The 14,355-nt window shown below is 72.2% G+C and carries 13 protein-coding genes; 4 read left to right on the forward strand and 9 right to left on the reverse strand.

What is annotated here, in order from left to right; all coding sequences use genetic code 11:
* Positions 1-57: 57 nt before the first annotated feature.
* From AB852_RS19080 to AB852_RS19105, 5 genes are all read right to left on the reverse strand, one after another.
* Positions 58-1,290, reverse strand: a complete 1,233-nt coding sequence (locus tag AB852_RS19080; protein ID WP_245876832.1) for a helix-turn-helix domain-containing protein — start codon at positions 1,288-1,290, stop codon at positions 58-60.
* Between the two features lie 431 nt (positions 1,291-1,721).
* Complete coding sequence (locus AB852_RS39850; RefSeq protein WP_178391059.1) at positions 1,722-2,309, reverse strand: hypothetical protein; 588 nt, start codon at positions 2,307-2,309, stop codon at positions 1,722-1,724.
* Between the two features lie 140 nt (positions 2,310-2,449).
* Positions 2,450-2,779 (reverse strand): divalent-cation tolerance protein CutA, encoded by a 330-nt coding sequence (gene cutA, locus AB852_RS19095; RefSeq protein WP_073789898.1) that lies wholly within the window; start codon positions 2,777-2,779, stop codon positions 2,450-2,452.
* A gap of 190 nt (positions 2,780-2,969) precedes the next feature.
* Complete coding sequence (gene cynS, locus AB852_RS19100) at positions 2,970-3,440, reverse strand: cyanase (RefSeq protein ID WP_073789901.1); 471 nt, start codon at positions 3,438-3,440, stop codon at positions 2,970-2,972.
* A gap of 97 nt (positions 3,441-3,537) precedes the next feature.
* The gene (locus AB852_RS19105; RefSeq protein ID WP_073789903.1) at positions 3,538-4,140 is read right to left on the reverse strand and encodes a carbonic anhydrase; all 603 of its coding nucleotides are present in this window, start codon (positions 4,138-4,140) and stop codon (positions 3,538-3,540) included.
* Positions 4,141-4,274: 134 nt separating this feature from the next.
* Here AB852_RS19105 and cynR point away from each other — a divergent pair, with 134 nt between their 5' ends.
* Complete coding sequence (gene cynR, locus AB852_RS19110; RefSeq protein WP_079184757.1) at positions 4,275-5,273, forward strand: transcriptional regulator CynR; 999 nt, start codon at positions 4,275-4,277, stop codon at positions 5,271-5,273.
* A 4-nt stretch (positions 5,274-5,277) separates the two neighbouring features.
* Here cynR and AB852_RS19115 read toward each other — a convergent pair whose 3' ends face one another.
* From AB852_RS19115 to AB852_RS19130, 4 genes are all read right to left on the reverse strand, one after another.
* Positions 5,278-5,817: a putative immunity protein gene (locus AB852_RS19115; RefSeq protein WP_073789905.1), complete on the reverse strand. Its 540-nt coding sequence runs from the start codon at positions 5,815-5,817 to the stop codon at positions 5,278-5,280.
* Between the two features lie 128 nt (positions 5,818-5,945).
* On the reverse strand, positions 5,946-6,758 hold the full coding sequence (locus AB852_RS19120; RefSeq protein ID WP_245876833.1) for a L,D-transpeptidase: 813 nt from the start codon (positions 6,756-6,758) through the stop codon (positions 5,946-5,948).
* 207 nt (positions 6,759-6,965) lie between these two features.
* A complete protein-coding gene (locus AB852_RS19125) occupies positions 6,966-8,309 on the reverse strand; it encodes a M20/M25/M40 family metallo-hydrolase (RefSeq protein WP_073790494.1) in 1,344 nt (447 codons plus the stop codon).
* A gap of 53 nt (positions 8,310-8,362) precedes the next feature.
* A complete protein-coding gene (locus AB852_RS19130; protein ID WP_073789908.1) occupies positions 8,363-9,334 on the reverse strand; it encodes an Lrp/AsnC family transcriptional regulator in 972 nt (323 codons plus the stop codon).
* Positions 9,335-9,475: 141 nt separating this feature from the next.
* Between AB852_RS19130 and AB852_RS19135 the strand changes: the two genes are divergently transcribed.
* The 3 genes from AB852_RS19135 to AB852_RS19145 are packed head-to-tail and all read left to right on the forward strand — an operon-like array spanning position 9,476 to position 14,352.
* A complete protein-coding gene (locus AB852_RS19135; protein ID WP_073789910.1) occupies positions 9,476-11,446 on the forward strand; it encodes a S9 family peptidase in 1,971 nt (656 codons plus the stop codon).
* A gap of 16 nt (positions 11,447-11,462) precedes the next feature.
* The gene (locus AB852_RS19140) at positions 11,463-13,373 is read left to right on the forward strand and encodes an ABC transporter substrate-binding protein (protein WP_073789913.1); all 1,911 of its coding nucleotides are present in this window, start codon (positions 11,463-11,465) and stop codon (positions 13,371-13,373) included.
* Between the two features lie 13 nt (positions 13,374-13,386).
* Complete coding sequence (locus AB852_RS19145; RefSeq protein WP_073789915.1) at positions 13,387-14,352, forward strand: ABC transporter permease; 966 nt, start codon at positions 13,387-13,389, stop codon at positions 14,350-14,352.
* Positions 14,353-14,355 lie beyond the last annotated feature (3 nt).

A 14,355-nucleotide genomic window follows, 5' to 3' on the forward strand; every position in this document is an offset into this window, starting at 1 on the left:
TCATATCACCGGCATTGGAGGAAGAATGCGGCAGCGACCCGGGTGGGCTGTCGTGGCCTACGCCAGTACTCCGACATGCTCAGCGATCGCGTGCACCTCACGCCGCATCTGCGGGCGGGAGCGCTTGAGCAGGCTCTGTACGGCTTCCCGCACGAGGGGGAAGTAGCGGATCTCCTCGGGAGACGCCTGCATGATCTCGCGCAGCATGTGCAGGGTGGCGTACTGGTCACCGGCAAGCCGGTTGGCGTGCATCACCTCGACCAGGTAGCGGGTGGTGCGCTCCAGTGGCAGCACACCTCCGGGCTCAGGTACGTCGACGTCGTCCGCCAGACGCGGGGCCTCCCTTATGTCTCCCTCTTCAGCCGCGAGGTGCACGCCGTGCATCGACACATTGGTCGGTCCGAACGAGGTGTGGAAGTCGTTCCGGTCCGTGCCGAGCCTCGCGGCGACCAGCCGGGCCTTGGCAAGCAGGTCCCAGGCTGTGGGTGCCTTGCTGTCCCGCACCGCCGCGATGACGGCACCGAGGTGCAGAGCGCCGTACGCGGAGAGGTGTTCGGGGGTGGCGTCGCCGTCCGGGTGGCAGTGGTCGATCATCCGGCGGGCCAGGTCGAGTGCGTCCGAGACCTCACCACTGGACGTGAGGATGCCGACGACGTTCCACGCGGCGGCGGCGATCAGCGCGCGGTCCCCGGTCTCGTCAGCGATCTGCATCGCCCTGTCGGCCGCCCGCAGGGACAGGGGACGTTCACCGACCCGCCGCAGGAACACCTGGTGCAGATGCAGCAGCGACACCAGGCACCCCGCGACCCGCCGCTCCTCCTCACCCGTCGAGGCGCTGAGGGTGGCGTACGTTTCCGCGAGCAGTCCGGGCAGCAGCTCACCGACCGGTCCGTACCGCTCGGTCCGCGTTTCGTAGATGTCCCATGCCTCGACGACACGTCCGTCGAGTTGTTCGGCGGTGAGGGCGTCACCGGGCAGGCCGAGGCCGAGGAGCGAGGGTGGTGTGTTGAGGGCTCGTCGAATGGCCGGCACCGACGGATGCTCGGCGCCGGCGGCGAGGCTCAGGCTGACTGTCGGGCCCACGAGGTCGGCGACGTTGTCGAGTCCGACTTCGCGGGCGATGGCGATCAGCATGCTGAGTGAATCGACCGGGATGACGTTCCGCTCGACCTTGCTGAGCCAGTCCTCGGAACGGCCCACCAGCCCGGCCACCGCCGCCTGGGTCTTTCCCGCCTTGTTCCGGTAGTACCTGAGCCGCTCCCCGGTGGTCATGACGGATGCATTGATCATGGGTTCCCCTTGATGGGTGAGGGCACTCAACGACCAATGTACGGCTGGCTCGTGGCAAAGGGCGGCCGTGCGCACGCAAGGCAGCGGACGGGCGGTACGTCGCGGGCCTGGGGAAGTGGCCGGGGTGTTCACCGCGTACCGCCGGGGACGCGGAAGTGTCCGCACCCGCGGAACGGGTCAGCCGAGGTGGGTGATGTTGACGGTCGTGACCACGAGGACGGGCGGTTCGGACACGTAGGAGCGGACGAAGACGTCGGCGACGGTGGCGAGCCGCCGGTCCTTCTCACGCGGGTGCTCAGGCTTGGAACCGTGGCCTTAGGGGCTCTGCCCGAGCGTCCTGGTCATCTCGGCGTCGAACCGGGCCCGGTAGGCGGGCGTCATCTCCGCGCGGACCTTCTCCGCGTGGCTCGCGTACTGGATGCGGTACCGGCTCACGCCTCCTCCACCGGGGGACGCGCCGGGCGCGTGACTCCGGCGGCGAGCTCCGCCTTCACCTGTTCGATCACGGCGTCGTCCGCGGCCTTCTCCTCGGGCGGATATCCCCATCGCAGGGCCACGTAGACCAGATCCTGTGCCGGGGTCCGGGCGGTCTCGGCCTCGAACTCGGCCAGCTTCTCCCTGCCGAGGACGGCGCGGATGCCCTCGATCGTGGCGGGATGGGTCACCGACCCGAGGGGGAATCCCGTCCTGAACACGGGGGACCGGGAGGCACCCGTCGTGTCGTCATGGGGTGGATGAGTGGGGGTGACGGGCTCGCCGTCGCCGTCCAGCACTCCGGTGAAGTCACCGGCCCGCAGGCGCGCGACCGTGGCCGGATCCTCGGTGAACGCCCGCGCGGGAAGCGCCCAGGCGAGAACGGCGTAGACGAGGTCCACCGCCGGTGTCCGGGCGATCTCGGCCTCGAACTCGGCCACCCGTCCCTCGTGCAGTACCGCTCGTACGCCACCGATACTCGCGGGCACCTCCACCTGCCCCCAGGCCAGTGGAAGACTCCACACCGGCCCTGCGCTCACGGTCATTCCGGCCCTCGCCTCCCTGGAACAGCGACTGTAAGAAGGCTTCACCGTACGGACTCCGCGACGGTGGGTTCCCGTTTCGGAACAGGCCGCCACGATCGGGTGATGCGCCGCCGCGATCGAAGCAACGTGCCGCGCCGGGTTCAGGCGTTCGGCGCGCTCTCCTGCGCCACCCAGGACAGGAACTCCTCGGAGCCGCCGTCCACCGCGAGCACGATCCACTGCGGCACCTCGTACGAGTGGGCCGCCTTCACCCACTCCGCCAGAGCGGGAAGCCTCTCCCGGGTCGTCTTGTACGAGATCCGCCACTCCTTGTCGCGGATGAGGTCGCCTTTCCAGCGGTGGACGGCGGTGAAGGGCCCGTCGATATGGGCACACGCCGCGAGTCGGCCTTCCACGGCCCCGCCCGCCAGCTCCCCGGCCTTCGTCTCGTCGTCGATGGTGGTCTGCGCGATCACGACATCGTCCGGCATACCGTGCTCCTCGTCCTCGGATGCCGCGACCCTACCCATGGGCGGCTGCGGGCCATGCGGCGCAGCCCGACAGGCAGGGCGAGCACCCCGCACGGGTGCGAGTACGTCCACCAGCGCGCACTCCGAGGTACGCGGAGACACGTGAACCCACCGGGTACCCCTGCCGGGCCGGTGGGTTCACGGACATGGGTCAGAACGGCTTGGTCGGGAGGTACTTGCCGTCCAGGGTGATCACCGCGCGCTCGCCGCCGTCGGGGTCCGCGACCTTCCGTACGTCCAGCTTGAAGTTGATCGCGCTGATGATGCCGTCCCCGAGCTGCTCGTGGACCAGGGCCTTGAGGGTCGTGCCGTAGACCTGGAGCATCTCGTGGAAGCGGTAGATCGTCGGGTCGGTCGGGACCGCGCCGGGGGAGGTGCCGCGCATCGGAATGGTCTGGAGCAGGGCCGCGGCGTCGTCGTCCAGGCCGAGCAGCTCGGCGACGGCCTTGGCGGAGTCCTCGGGAAGCGGGTGCTGGCCGAGCACGGCGGCAGTGACGAAGGCGACGGACAGGCCCGCCGCGTCCGCGATCTGCTGCCAGGTCAGATCCTTGCGGATCTTCGCGTCCACGGCCTCGGCGGCCAGGGCCTGACGGGCGGCGGGGTCGAGCTGTGCGTGCACCATGGAGGGTGTCCTTTCGGGGGGTGGGCCGCTCCCGGTGGGGGAGGGCCGGAAAGTTCCGGGCGCCGGTCGGCGCGGGGAAGAGGGGACCGGCCTGGTGTCAGACCAGGGCGGGGGCCGGGCGGCCGGAGGTGACGAGCTCCTCGATGCGGCCGGTCGGGATGTCGTACACCCAGCCGCGCAGGGTGAGCGTGCCGGAGGCCAGCGCGCGGGCCACCGAGGGATGGGTGGCGAGGCTGGTCAGCTGGGCGCGGACGTTCCCGCGCACCAGGGCGTCGACCTCCGTCGTACCGTTCGCGGCGACGGAGTGCGCCCGGGAGGCGTCCGCGTGGCGCAGCCAGTCGGCGATCGCGGGCGCGCCGCTCAGGTCGTGCCCCTCGGCCAGGGCGGTCATCGCCCCGCACGCCGAGTGGCCGCAGACCACGATCTGGGTGACGCCGAGGACCGCGACGGCGTACTCGATGCCCGCCGTGACGGCGTCGGCGCCGGGTGTGTACGCCGGGACGAGGTTCCCCGCGGTACGGATGACGAACAGCTCACCCGGCTCGCTCTGGGTGATCAGCTCCGGCACCACACGGGCGTCGGAGCAACCGATGAACAGGGTGCTCGGCCGGTGGTCCGAGGCCAGTCGGGCGAAGAGCTCCGCCTTGGCCGGGTGGACATCGCGCTGGAACCGCGCGACACCCTCGGTGAGGTCGTGCATGGTCACTCCTTTCGTGGTCTGTCGGCCTGAGCGGCTGACGAGATCCACCATGCACGACCTGCGCCTATAGAGTCCAAGACGCATCAGGCATTACTTCTATCGATGCCATCTATACCTCCGCCTACACTGGGGGAATGGCTCCGGAACTCCGACATCTGCGCTATCTGCTGGCCGTCGCCGAGCAGGGCAGCTTCACCCGTGCCGCCGAGGAGCTGCGGATCTCCCAGCCCACGCTCTCCCAGCAGGTCAGACAGCTGGAGCGGACCCTGGGCGCACAGCTCCTGGACCGCTCGGGGCGTACGGTCCGCCTCACCGACGCCGGGGAGGTCTACGCCGGGCACGCCCGCCGCGCGCTGCGGGACCTCGCGGCGGGGGAGCGTGCCGTGTTCGACGTGGCCGATCTGTCACGCGGCCATCTGCGGCTCGCGCTCACCCCCACCTTCACCGCGTACCTCGCCGGACCGCTGGCCGCCGCGCTGTACGACCGTCACCCCGGGATCACCCTGGAGGTGAAGGAGATGACCCAGGAACGGATCGAGGCGGGGCTGCTCGCCGACGAACTCGACCTCGGTATCGCCTTCCACGGCCCCCGGCCGCCCGGGATCACCGCGACGGCCCTGTTCACCGAGACGCTCAGCCTCGTCACCGCCACCCGGAACCCGGCGTCCGGTGCGGTCCAGGAGCCGTTGCCCGTAGGGGAGTTGGCGGAACGTCCGCTGATCCTGCTCAGCGCCGACTACGCGACCCGGGCGCATGTCGACGCCTACCTCACCGCCCACCGGGTGCGTCCCCGGGTCGTGATGGAGGCGGACTCGGTGCAGGCGCTCACCGAGATCGTCCGCCACACCCCGCTCGCGACCGTCCTGCCCGACGCGGTCACCCACGACCACCCCGACCTCACCCGCGTCCCCCTGGAACCGCCCCTGCCCGCCCGCACCGCGACCCTGCTCCGCCGCGAGAACGCCTACCGCAGCGCGGCGTCCCTGGCCTTCACCGAGCTGGCCCGCCAGCACACCCGCAGCCTCGGCCCACCCCCGGACGAGGTCCCACCCCCGGACGGGGTGGCTGGCCTGGACGACGCCCCGGCCCCTCCCGGCCGGCCGGGTCGCACCACGTCGCGCCGCGAGGGCTGATCGCTCAGCGGGGTGCGCGCAGTGACGCGTCCAACGTGCTCATGAGCTGCGCGACGCGGTTCTTGCCGGTCGGCGCGAGAGGGTACCGGGACAGCACGTCGACCAGGACCGGTGTGGCGCGTCGCCCGGCCTGCTCGATCAGTGCGTTCCCGACGGCGTGGTCGTCGCCCGCGTTCAACTCGGCGACGCGCGCGGCACACGCGGCGGCGCGCAGGATGTGCCCCACCTGGGTGGCCCGCGCGATCGGGTGCAGATACGCGGCGGCCGCGGCGTCACCGGCGCAGCGTGCGGCGAGACGTGCCGCCTCGGTGTCCGCCTCCTTCGCGGCCCGGTGCGCGTCCAGCGAGGTGACGCGCTGGAGCTTCGTCCTTCGCGCGCCGTTGACGAACTCCCACGCGGCGTCGAGGGCCGCGCGCGGCCGAGGGTCACCGGGAACGGCCTCCTCGAACACCGGGAGGACTTCCTGAGCGCTCTCGGCCGCGTACCGCGCCACCACCCGCAGCTCGTCCATGGTCAAGGTGAAATCACCGGACACCGTCGTCATGGACCCGATGCTCCCACTGCTCGAACGCCGCCCGGAGCCCTCCGGAGCCCTTCCGGGCGGGGCGGGCGGGACGAGGGGTGTGCCGCCCGCCGGGTCCATGGCCGGATGAGCCCGGGGCGGCCGTCCGGTCAGCCTCCGGTGCGGCGTCCCCAGACGTACACCGCGTCACCCAGCCGCAGGACGTCCCACAGGGTCTTGCCGTCGTCGTAGCGGAGATTGACGCAGCCGTGCGAGCCGGGGTCCTCCCAGATGTTGCGGTAGCTGGCGTGCAGCGCCTGGCCGCCGTCGAAGAACTGGGCGAACGGCATCGGGCCGTCGTACAGGGTCGACCAGAACTCCTTCTCGCGTTTGTAGATCTCGAACCACCCGCTGCGCGTCGGGTAGTCCGGCGAACCGGTACGGGCGGGCACCGGCCGGAACAGGATGGTCCCCGCGTCCTCGACCCACAGCACCTGCCGGTTCATGTCGATGCACACCACCACCCCCGAGGTGTCCGGGCAGCCGCGGACCGCGTCCCCCTCCGCGAGGGCCTGCCGCCACATCACCGCGCGGTACGTGTACAGGCCCGCGTACCCCTGGGCGGGGACGACGTCGTGCTCGCGCTGGAACGTCTGGATCGCCGCGCAGTCGGCGGCGGACTGCTTGCCGTCCACGACCAGCCCGAGATGCCTCTCCACGTCCTTCTGGTACGGGCCGGTCGACAGGTTGCACTCGGACTCGGACCGCCGGGCGGTGTCCGGTCCGTCCTCGTCGGTTCCCTGGCGTACGGGTCCGGGTGCGGGTGCGGTGGGTCCCGCGGCCTGGCCGGTGGCCGGTGCGGCGGCCGGTACGGCCGTGCCCAGCGTTCCGGCCAGGGTGAGTATCAGGCCGCCGGATATGTGTCCCCATCGGCGGCGGGCCGTCCCCCGTCCCGTCGCCTGCCTGCTGTTCGTCCGTCGCACTCCGCGCCTCCGCGTGTCCCCCGGGCGGTGACGGGCCCGCGTCCGTCCCGCCCGGGGACCCACGGACGGGCGGGCACGAACAGATGTAGACCGCGGGGCCCGTCGGCAAACAGGCGCGCTGTGGGTCTCACCCCATCGGTGGAGCGGCGTCACCCGGTCGGGCGGAGCGGCGTGCGCTCACCCGCGATCCGTCCCGGTCCCGCCCGGTCAGTAGCCGAGGAGCAGCCGGTCCAGGACGTTCACGCCGAACTCCAGCGCCGACAGGGGAACCCGCTCGTCGACGCCGTGGAACAGTGCGGAGAAGTCCAGGTCCGGCGGCAGCCGCCGGGGCACGAACCCGTACCCGGTGATACCGAGCGCGGCGAAGGCCTTGTTGTCGGTCCCGGCCGACAGACAGTACGGCACGGTTCGCGCGCCCTCGTCCTCCGCGCGCAGCGCCCGCGACATCGCCGACACCAGCGGGGCCGTGAACGGCGCCGAGACCGCTACATCGCGTTCGATGGTCTCCATACGGACCCGGGGCCCCGCGAGTTCCTTGAGGGTCCGCTCGAACTCGTCCTCCAGACCGGGCAGGAACCGTCCGTCGACCTCGGCCGTCGCGGTGCCGGGCACCACATTCGTCTTGTACCCGGCCGTGAGCCGCGTCGGGTTGGCGGTGTGGTGGAGCGACGCGCCGATGAACCGCGCCAGCGGTCCCAGGCACTCCAGTACCTGCGCCGGGTCACCGCTGTCCGCGTCGAAGGGCACCCCGAAGGCGTCCGCGGCCTCGGTGAGGAAGGCGCGGGTGGTGGGGGTGAGCACCAGCGGCCAGCGGTGCGCGGCGATCCGGGCCACCGCGGCGGCCAGCTCGGCGACCGCGCTGTCGGTGTGCAGCATGGAGCCGTGACCGGCCTGGCCTTCGACGGTCAGCCGCAGCCAGTGCAGACCCTTCTGGGCGGTCTCCACGAGATAGAGGCGGCGCTCGGCCGAGACCTCCACCGAGAAGCCGCCGACCTCGCTGATCGCCTCGGCGCAGCCGTCGAACAGCTCCCGGTGGTGGCGCACGAGATGGCGGGAGCCGAGCGCGCTGCCCGCCTCCTCGTCGGCCATCCACGCGAACACCAGGTCCCGGCGCGGCCGGCTGCCCGTCCGCGCCCAGGAACGGGCGAGGGCGAGCATCATCGCGTCCATGTCCTTCATGTCGATGGCGCCCCGGCCCCAGACCGCGCCGTCCCGGTGCTCCCCGGCGAAGGGCGGCACGGACCACTCGGACGGGTCGGCGGGCACCACGTCGAGATGGCCGTGCACGAGCAGCGCGGGCAGGGCGGGTTCCCGGCCCGGTATCCGCAGGACGACGTTGCCGCGCCGGGGGGCGGACTCCAGATACGCGGGGGCGAGCCCGGCTTCGTCCAGCTTGCCCGCGACGTACTCCGCGGCCTCGCGTTCCCCGGGCCCGCCGCCGTCGCCGGGGTTGGACGTGTCGATCCGCAGCAGGTCCGTGAGCAGGGCGACGGTGTCCTCGGTGGCGGCCTCGCGGACGGCGATGCCCCGGTCCGCGGTGTCCTGGCCCATGGCGCCGCGGGCGGCGGCGTCCCGCGCGGCGGGGTTCCCGGCGGCGGGGGGTCTCACTTGACCACGAATCCGCGCTTGTGGGCCCGGGTCACCAGGGTCGCCTCGCAGCCGACGAGCCCGGGGAGCCTGCCGAGGACGCCGACCTGGAAGTCGAAGAGGTCGTCCATTGCGGGCAGCACCACATGGATGTTGACCGCCTGCTTGCCGACGACCACCCCGCAGTACCGGACCGCGGGGTGCGGGGCCAGCGCGGCCGTCACCGGCTCTATCTCGGAGGGCGCCGTCTCCATCCACAGTTCCGCCTCGACCGCGTAGCCGAGCAGCGCGGACTCGATCTCGGCGCGCAGCGCCACCGCGCCGCCGCTCAGCAGGCGTTCGGTCCAGCGCCGGACCGTCGCGGGCACCACGCCGAGCCGTTCGGCGAGTTCGACCCAGCTGTAGCGGGCGTTCTCCACCAGCAGTTCGATCAGCTGGTGGTCGGTGGGCTGCAATTCGGTCCGGCCGCCCTGATCGGACACGGCGACCGCGCCGGAGGTCACCGCGGCGGTCTCCGGGGCGGTGAGCAGGTCGGCGTGCCAGGCGGTGGTGGGCTTCACATGGCGCAGCACCGGGAAGCTGCGGGTGCTGCGCACCCCGGGGATGGACGGCAGTTCTTCCGAGACCACCCGGTGCAGTGCCGCGCGTCCGTCGGCCACCAGCTCGCAGGACACGTCCGCGTCACCGGTGACCACGGCCACCCAGCGGGTGTCGCGGCGCTGGGCGAGCGCCCCGGCGACCCGGTCGGCGCTGCCCGGCTCCACCTCCACGCGCAGGTTCACCGACTGCCCCACGCCGGTGCGCAGTTCGTCCACGAAGGCGGTGAACCGCAGTGCGCCGGAGTCCAGGAGGCGCTGGACGCGGCGCGCGACCGTGCGTTCCACCTCGCCCAGTGCCTGGGCGAGTGTGCCGTAAGGCAGCCGGGCGTCGATCTGGAGGGCGGCGACGATCCGCCGGTCCAGGGAGTCGAGGGTGTCTGATTCCGTCACGAGTCAAAGAGTAGATGTCTGATTGAGTAAATCTCAAGACGTCTCTTGTCTGAATATCGATGTGCTGGCAAGCTGAGCGCCACTTACCGGACCGGACCGCACACCGGACCGCACATCGGACAACTGGGAAGGAGCGTGTCGATGTCCCTTTCCACCCCGCCGCGCGACGGGATCGCTCCCGGGGACCTGGCCGGACAGACGGCGATCGGCGCTCTCACGGTCCACCCGGCCGCCGGTGGCGGACTGGTCGTGTTCACCCTGCGCACGGTCGTCGCCGGACGGGACCGGATCGGCCTGTGGGCGGTGCCCCACGCGGGTGGGCCCGCCCGGCAGCTCACCGACGGCGCCTGGTGCGACACCTCACCGCGCTTCTCGCCCGACGGACGCCACCTCGCGTTCCTGCGCGACGGCCGTCCCCACGTCCTGGAGCTGCCGGGCACCGCACCCCGGCCGCTGCCCGCCTTCCCCCGCGGGGTCCGCGACCTCGACTGGGGTCCGGACAGCCGCTGGCTGGCCGTCCTCGCCGAGGACGGGCACGCGCCCGAGGAGCATGACGCGCAGTCCACCGCGGGGGACCCCGGCCCCGACGCGGAACCGACCTGCCGGGTCCTGGAACGGGCGGGCTGGCGGCTGGACGGCGAGGGGCTGCTGCTGCACCCCCGCCATGTCCACCGGGTGGACCTCGACGGCACGGTACGGCGGCTCACCGAAGGCCCCCGCTCCGTGGCCCGCCCCCGGGTCGGCCCCGACGGCACGGTGTACGTCCTCGCCGACCCCGGACCGGACGCGGACCTCGCACCCCGTCCGCAGGTCCACGCCGTGACACCCGGGGGAACACAACCGGTCGGCGCGCTCGACGGCGGGGTGATCCGCCACCATGTCCGCCCGGACGGCACCCTCACCCTGATCGGCCGCGCCGTGCGCGATCCCCGGGACCAGGACCCGCCCCAGGCGTTCCACCTCGACCCGGCCACCGGCGCTCTCACCCCCCTGCTCCCCGGGCACACGGACCGCTGGGTCGGCGCGCTGGGCGGCGAGAGCGATCTGCACGACTGGTGGACCGAACCCGAGGACACGGCCGAGGTCACCGCCGTCGTCGAGGAGGGCGGCGTCCGCCCCTACGACCTGGTCACCGGAGGTCCGCTCGCCGGACCGGGCAGCGTGGTCGCCTCGCTGGCCCGCCACGGAGGGCTCACCGCCGCCGTCCTGGTGCCGCCCGGTGCCGTCGCCGCCCCCGAGGTGCACGCGCTGGACGGCGACGGGAGCACCCGGCGGCTCACCACCGCCGGCTCCGGCTGGCTGGACGGCCGGCGACTGCCCACCGTGGAGACCGTCGAGGCCCCCGGCCCCGCCGGACCCGTCACCGTCCATCTGCTGCACCCGCCCGGCGCCGACGCCGCCGCGCCCCTGCCGACCGTGATCTCCCTGCACGGCGGACCCACCGGCCAGTGGGGAACCCTGCCGAACATCGAGGCCCTGCTGCTGGCCTCGGCCGGATACCGGGTCGCCCTGCCCAACCCCCGCGGCTCGACCGACCGGGGCAGCGCCTGGGTCGCCGGACTGCACGGCGCGTGGGGCCGCGCCGACGCCGAGGACGTGCACGCCGTCGCCGACCACCTCGTCGCCACCGGCCGCTCCGTCCCCGGCCGCCTCGGGATCTGCGGACTCTCCTACGGCGGCTTCCTCACCCACTGGATGATCGCCACCAGCGACCGCTTCACCGCGGCCGTCGCCGAGAACGGCGTCAGCAACCAGGTGTCCGCCTGGGCCAACTGCGACATCGGCCCCGGCTACGGCACCGCCTCCGGCATGGGCGACCCGCTCACCGCCGACGGCGCCGACCGGCTCTGGGAGGCGTCCCCCCTGCGGCTCGCCGACCGTATCCGCACCCCGCTGCTGATGCTCCAGGCCGAGGACGACCTGCGCTGCCCCGCCGCCGACAACGAACAGCTCTTCCTGGCCCTGCGCACCCTGCGCCGGACCGTGCGGTACGTGCTCTACCCCGGGTCCGGCCACCTCTACCAGGGCACCGGACGGTTCGACCGGCGTCTCGACCGCCACCGGCGGCTCCTGGACTGGTTCCGCGACCACCTCCCGCTCGACGCTCCGTAGAAAGGCCCGCGCCACCATGCCCAGCAGCACCAGAACCGGCCCCGGACGGGCACTGTCCCGCACCGGGGCACTCGTCGCGGCACTCCTGCTCGCGCTCACCGGGGCCACCGCGGCCCCCGCGGCCACCCCCGCCCCCACGACGGACACCGGGTCCGCCGGACAGCGGGCCCCCGCACCGGACGGCGACTACCGCATCGGCCACTCCCAGCCGATCGACAGCGTCAACCCCTTCGGCCAGCAGAACTCGCTCGCCAACTCCGTCAGCCAGCTCGGCTACGATCTGCTGCTCAACTACCGCACCGCCGACGGCCGCCCCGACCTCGACAACTCCCTCGCCGAGTCGTACCGCACCTCACCCGACGGCCGCACCTGGACCTTCCGGCTGCGCCCCGGCATCACTTGGTCCGACGGCAGGCCACTGACGAGCGCCGATGTGAAGTGGACCTTCGACACCGTCCGCGCCAACGAGACCAACGTCCTGCGCGGCTACGTCGTGAACATCAAGAAGGTCACCACACCCGACCCGCTCACCGTCGTGTTCTCGCTCTCCGCCCCCGACGCCCGGCTGGAATCGGCCTTCGTCCCCGTCCTGCCCGCGCACGTCTTCGCGAAATACCCCGTCGAGTCGATCGACAAGATACGGATGCCACTGCCCGCGGTCACCACCGCCCCGTTCCGGATCACCGCGTACAAGAAGGGCGGCACCACCGTCCTCACCGCCAACCCCGCCTTCCGCGGGGAACGGCCCGCCATGCGCAGGGTGCTGCTCGTCCACTACCAGGCCGGTGAGGCCGCGCTGCGGGACATCAGACTCGGCAGCCTGGACATGGTCGCCGACGGCGACAGCAGCTGGGTCGCCAAGCTCAAGAAGGACCGCGACATCACCGTCTGGAGCTCCCCGGCCCCCGGCTACTCCGAGATCGCGTTCAACTCCTGCCCGCCCGGCGGCGCCGGGGACTGCGCCGGACCCGCGAAGAACGTCCGCACCGCCGTCGTCCAGGACCCCGCCGTCCGCCGCGCCCTCGCCTGGGGCATCGACCGCGACAACCTCTCCCGGACCATCTACGCCGGACAGAACCTCCCCGCCGACGGACTGATCTCGCCCTACTACTCCGCCTACTACAAGGGCTTCGCGAAGGACCCGGAGATCGGCTACCGCCACGACCCCGCCAGGGCCCGCGCCCTCCTCAAGGACGGCGGCTGGGACTGCGCCACCACCCCCTGCGTCAAGGACGGCACCAAGGCCGAGTTCGAGATGATGGTCCGCGCCACCTCCACCCAGGACCAGAACGCCGTCCGCCGTATCCGCGCCTGGGCCGCGGAGATCGGCATCACCATCGACATGTCCGTGGTCACCGAGGACGCCCTCAACAACGCCATCTACAACCCGAGCAGCGTCAAGGGCCGCACCGCCCCCAGCTTCGACGCCTTCTACTGGGCCTGGAGCGGCGACGTCGGCACCCCCGACCTCAATCTGGAGGTACTGCGCACCGGCAGCTCGTGGGCCGATGTGTACTACTCCGATCCCGGCTACGACAAGGCCACCCTGGACGCCGTGCGCTCCCGCGAGATGCCCGGACGGGTCGCCGCCATGCACCGCGCGGAACGCATCGCCCTGACCGAACTGCCCTACATCCCCACCGTGTTCTCCGCGTACATCGTCCTCACCCGCAACGACACCTGGCACGGCCACCAGCCGTCGCCCAGCACCGGCAAGGGCTCACCCTTCGGCACCAACTGGTCCCAGCTCACCGCCCTGCGCGCGGGCCCCAGGCCCGGCACCACGGCCGCCGCGGCCGACACCGGCAGCGGCGTGCCCGCCCCCGCCTGGCTGGCGCTCGCCCTGCTCACCGCCTGCGGCGGCTACGCGCTGGGCCGCCGACGGGGCGCCCGTCCCGCCGAGATCCGCGACTGGACCGACGAGTGAGGGGGACACACGGATGCTGACACCACGCCGTCTCGCCGGCCGGCTGCTGACCGCGCTCGGGACCCTCGCCTTCGTCCTCGTGCTCAACTTCGTGATCTTCCGGGCCATGGGCGACCCCAAGCACGACCTGGCCCGCAACCCCAGTCTCACCGAGGCCGCCCAGGAAGCACTGATCCGGCAGCGCGGACTCGACCAGAGCACCTGGGTCCAGTTCGTCCGCTATCTCAAGGACACCCTCGGCGGTGACCTCGGCACCTCCTTCATCACCAACCGCCCCGTCACCGAGGAACTGCTCACCGCGCTGCCCAACACCCTGCTCGTGGTCGGGGTCGCCACCGTCCTCGCCTCGCTGCTCGGCCCCTGGATCGGACTGCTCGCCGCCTGGAAACGCGGCCGCGCCCGCGACACGCTCCTCACCCAGGGCTCCGTCGTCCTCTACTCCATGCCGAGCTTCTGGCTCGGGATGGTGCTCATCGCGGTCTTCGCCCAGTGGTGGCAACTGCTGCCCACCGGCCTGGCGTCGACCCCCGGCTCCACCGCCACCGGCCTCGCGCACGCCGCGGACGTCGCCCGGCACGCCGTCCTGCCCGTGGCGACCCTGACCCTCGGCCTCCTCGCCCAGTACGCCGTCAACATGCGCAGCGCCGTCGTGGACACCCTGCGGGAGGACTACGTCCTGACCGCCCGCGCCATCGGCCTCACCCCCCGCGCCGTACGCCGCCGCCATGTCGTCCGCAACGCGATGCTGCCCGTCGTCACCGTGATCGGCCTCAACCTCGGCTTCGTCCTCGGCGGGGCCATCACCGTCGAGGCACTGTTCTCCTGGCCCGGCATCGGACAGCTGACCATGGAGGCCATCCACGGCAAGGACTACCCCATGCTCCAGGGGCTGTTCCTGCTCTCGTCCGTCCTGGTGATCGCGATGAACCTGGCCATCGATCTGCTCTACGGGCGGCTCGACCCCCGGATCGGGGACTGACGC

The organism is Streptomyces uncialis, assembly GCF_001905345.1.
Classification (GTDB): domain Bacteria; phylum Actinomycetota; class Actinomycetes; order Streptomycetales; family Streptomycetaceae; genus Streptomyces; species Streptomyces uncialis.

What these genes read in the sequence shown, in the direction of transcription:
- AB852_RS39850 (WP_178391059.1), bottom strand. Translation starts at nt 2,309, where the DNA reads ATGACCGTGAGCGCAGGGCCGGTGTGGAGTCTTCCACTGGCCTGGGGG.
- cynR (WP_079184757.1), top strand. Translation starts at nt 4,275, where the DNA reads ATGGCTCCGGAACTCCGACATCTGCGCTATCTGCTGGCCGTCGCCGAG.
- AB852_RS19125 (WP_073790494.1), bottom strand. Translation starts at nt 8,309, where the DNA reads ATGGGCCAGGACACCGCGGACCGGGGCATCGCCGTCCGCGAGGCCGCC.
- AB852_RS19115 (WP_073789905.1), bottom strand. Translation starts at nt 5,817, where the DNA reads ATGACGACGGTGTCCGGTGATTTCACCTTGACCATGGACGAGCTGCGG.
- AB852_RS19135 (WP_073789910.1), top strand. Translation starts at nt 9,476, where the DNA reads ATGTCCCTTTCCACCCCGCCGCGCGACGGGATCGCTCCCGGGGACCTG.
- AB852_RS19145 (WP_073789915.1), top strand. Translation starts at nt 13,387, where the DNA reads ATGCTGACACCACGCCGTCTCGCCGGCCGGCTGCTGACCGCGCTCGGG.
- cutA (WP_073789898.1), bottom strand. Translation starts at nt 2,779, where the DNA reads ATGCCGGACGATGTCGTGATCGCGCAGACCACCATCGACGACGAGACG.
- AB852_RS19105 (WP_073789903.1), bottom strand. Translation starts at nt 4,140, where the DNA reads ATGCACGACCTCACCGAGGGTGTCGCGCGGTTCCAGCGCGATGTCCAC.
- cynS (WP_073789901.1), bottom strand. Translation starts at nt 3,440, where the DNA reads ATGGTGCACGCACAGCTCGACCCCGCCGCCCGTCAGGCCCTGGCCGCC.
- AB852_RS19080 (WP_245876832.1), bottom strand. Translation starts at nt 1,290, where the DNA reads ATGATCAATGCATCCGTCATGACCACCGGGGAGCGGCTCAGGTACTAC.
- AB852_RS19140 (WP_073789913.1), top strand. Translation starts at nt 11,463, where the DNA reads ATGCCCAGCAGCACCAGAACCGGCCCCGGACGGGCACTGTCCCGCACC.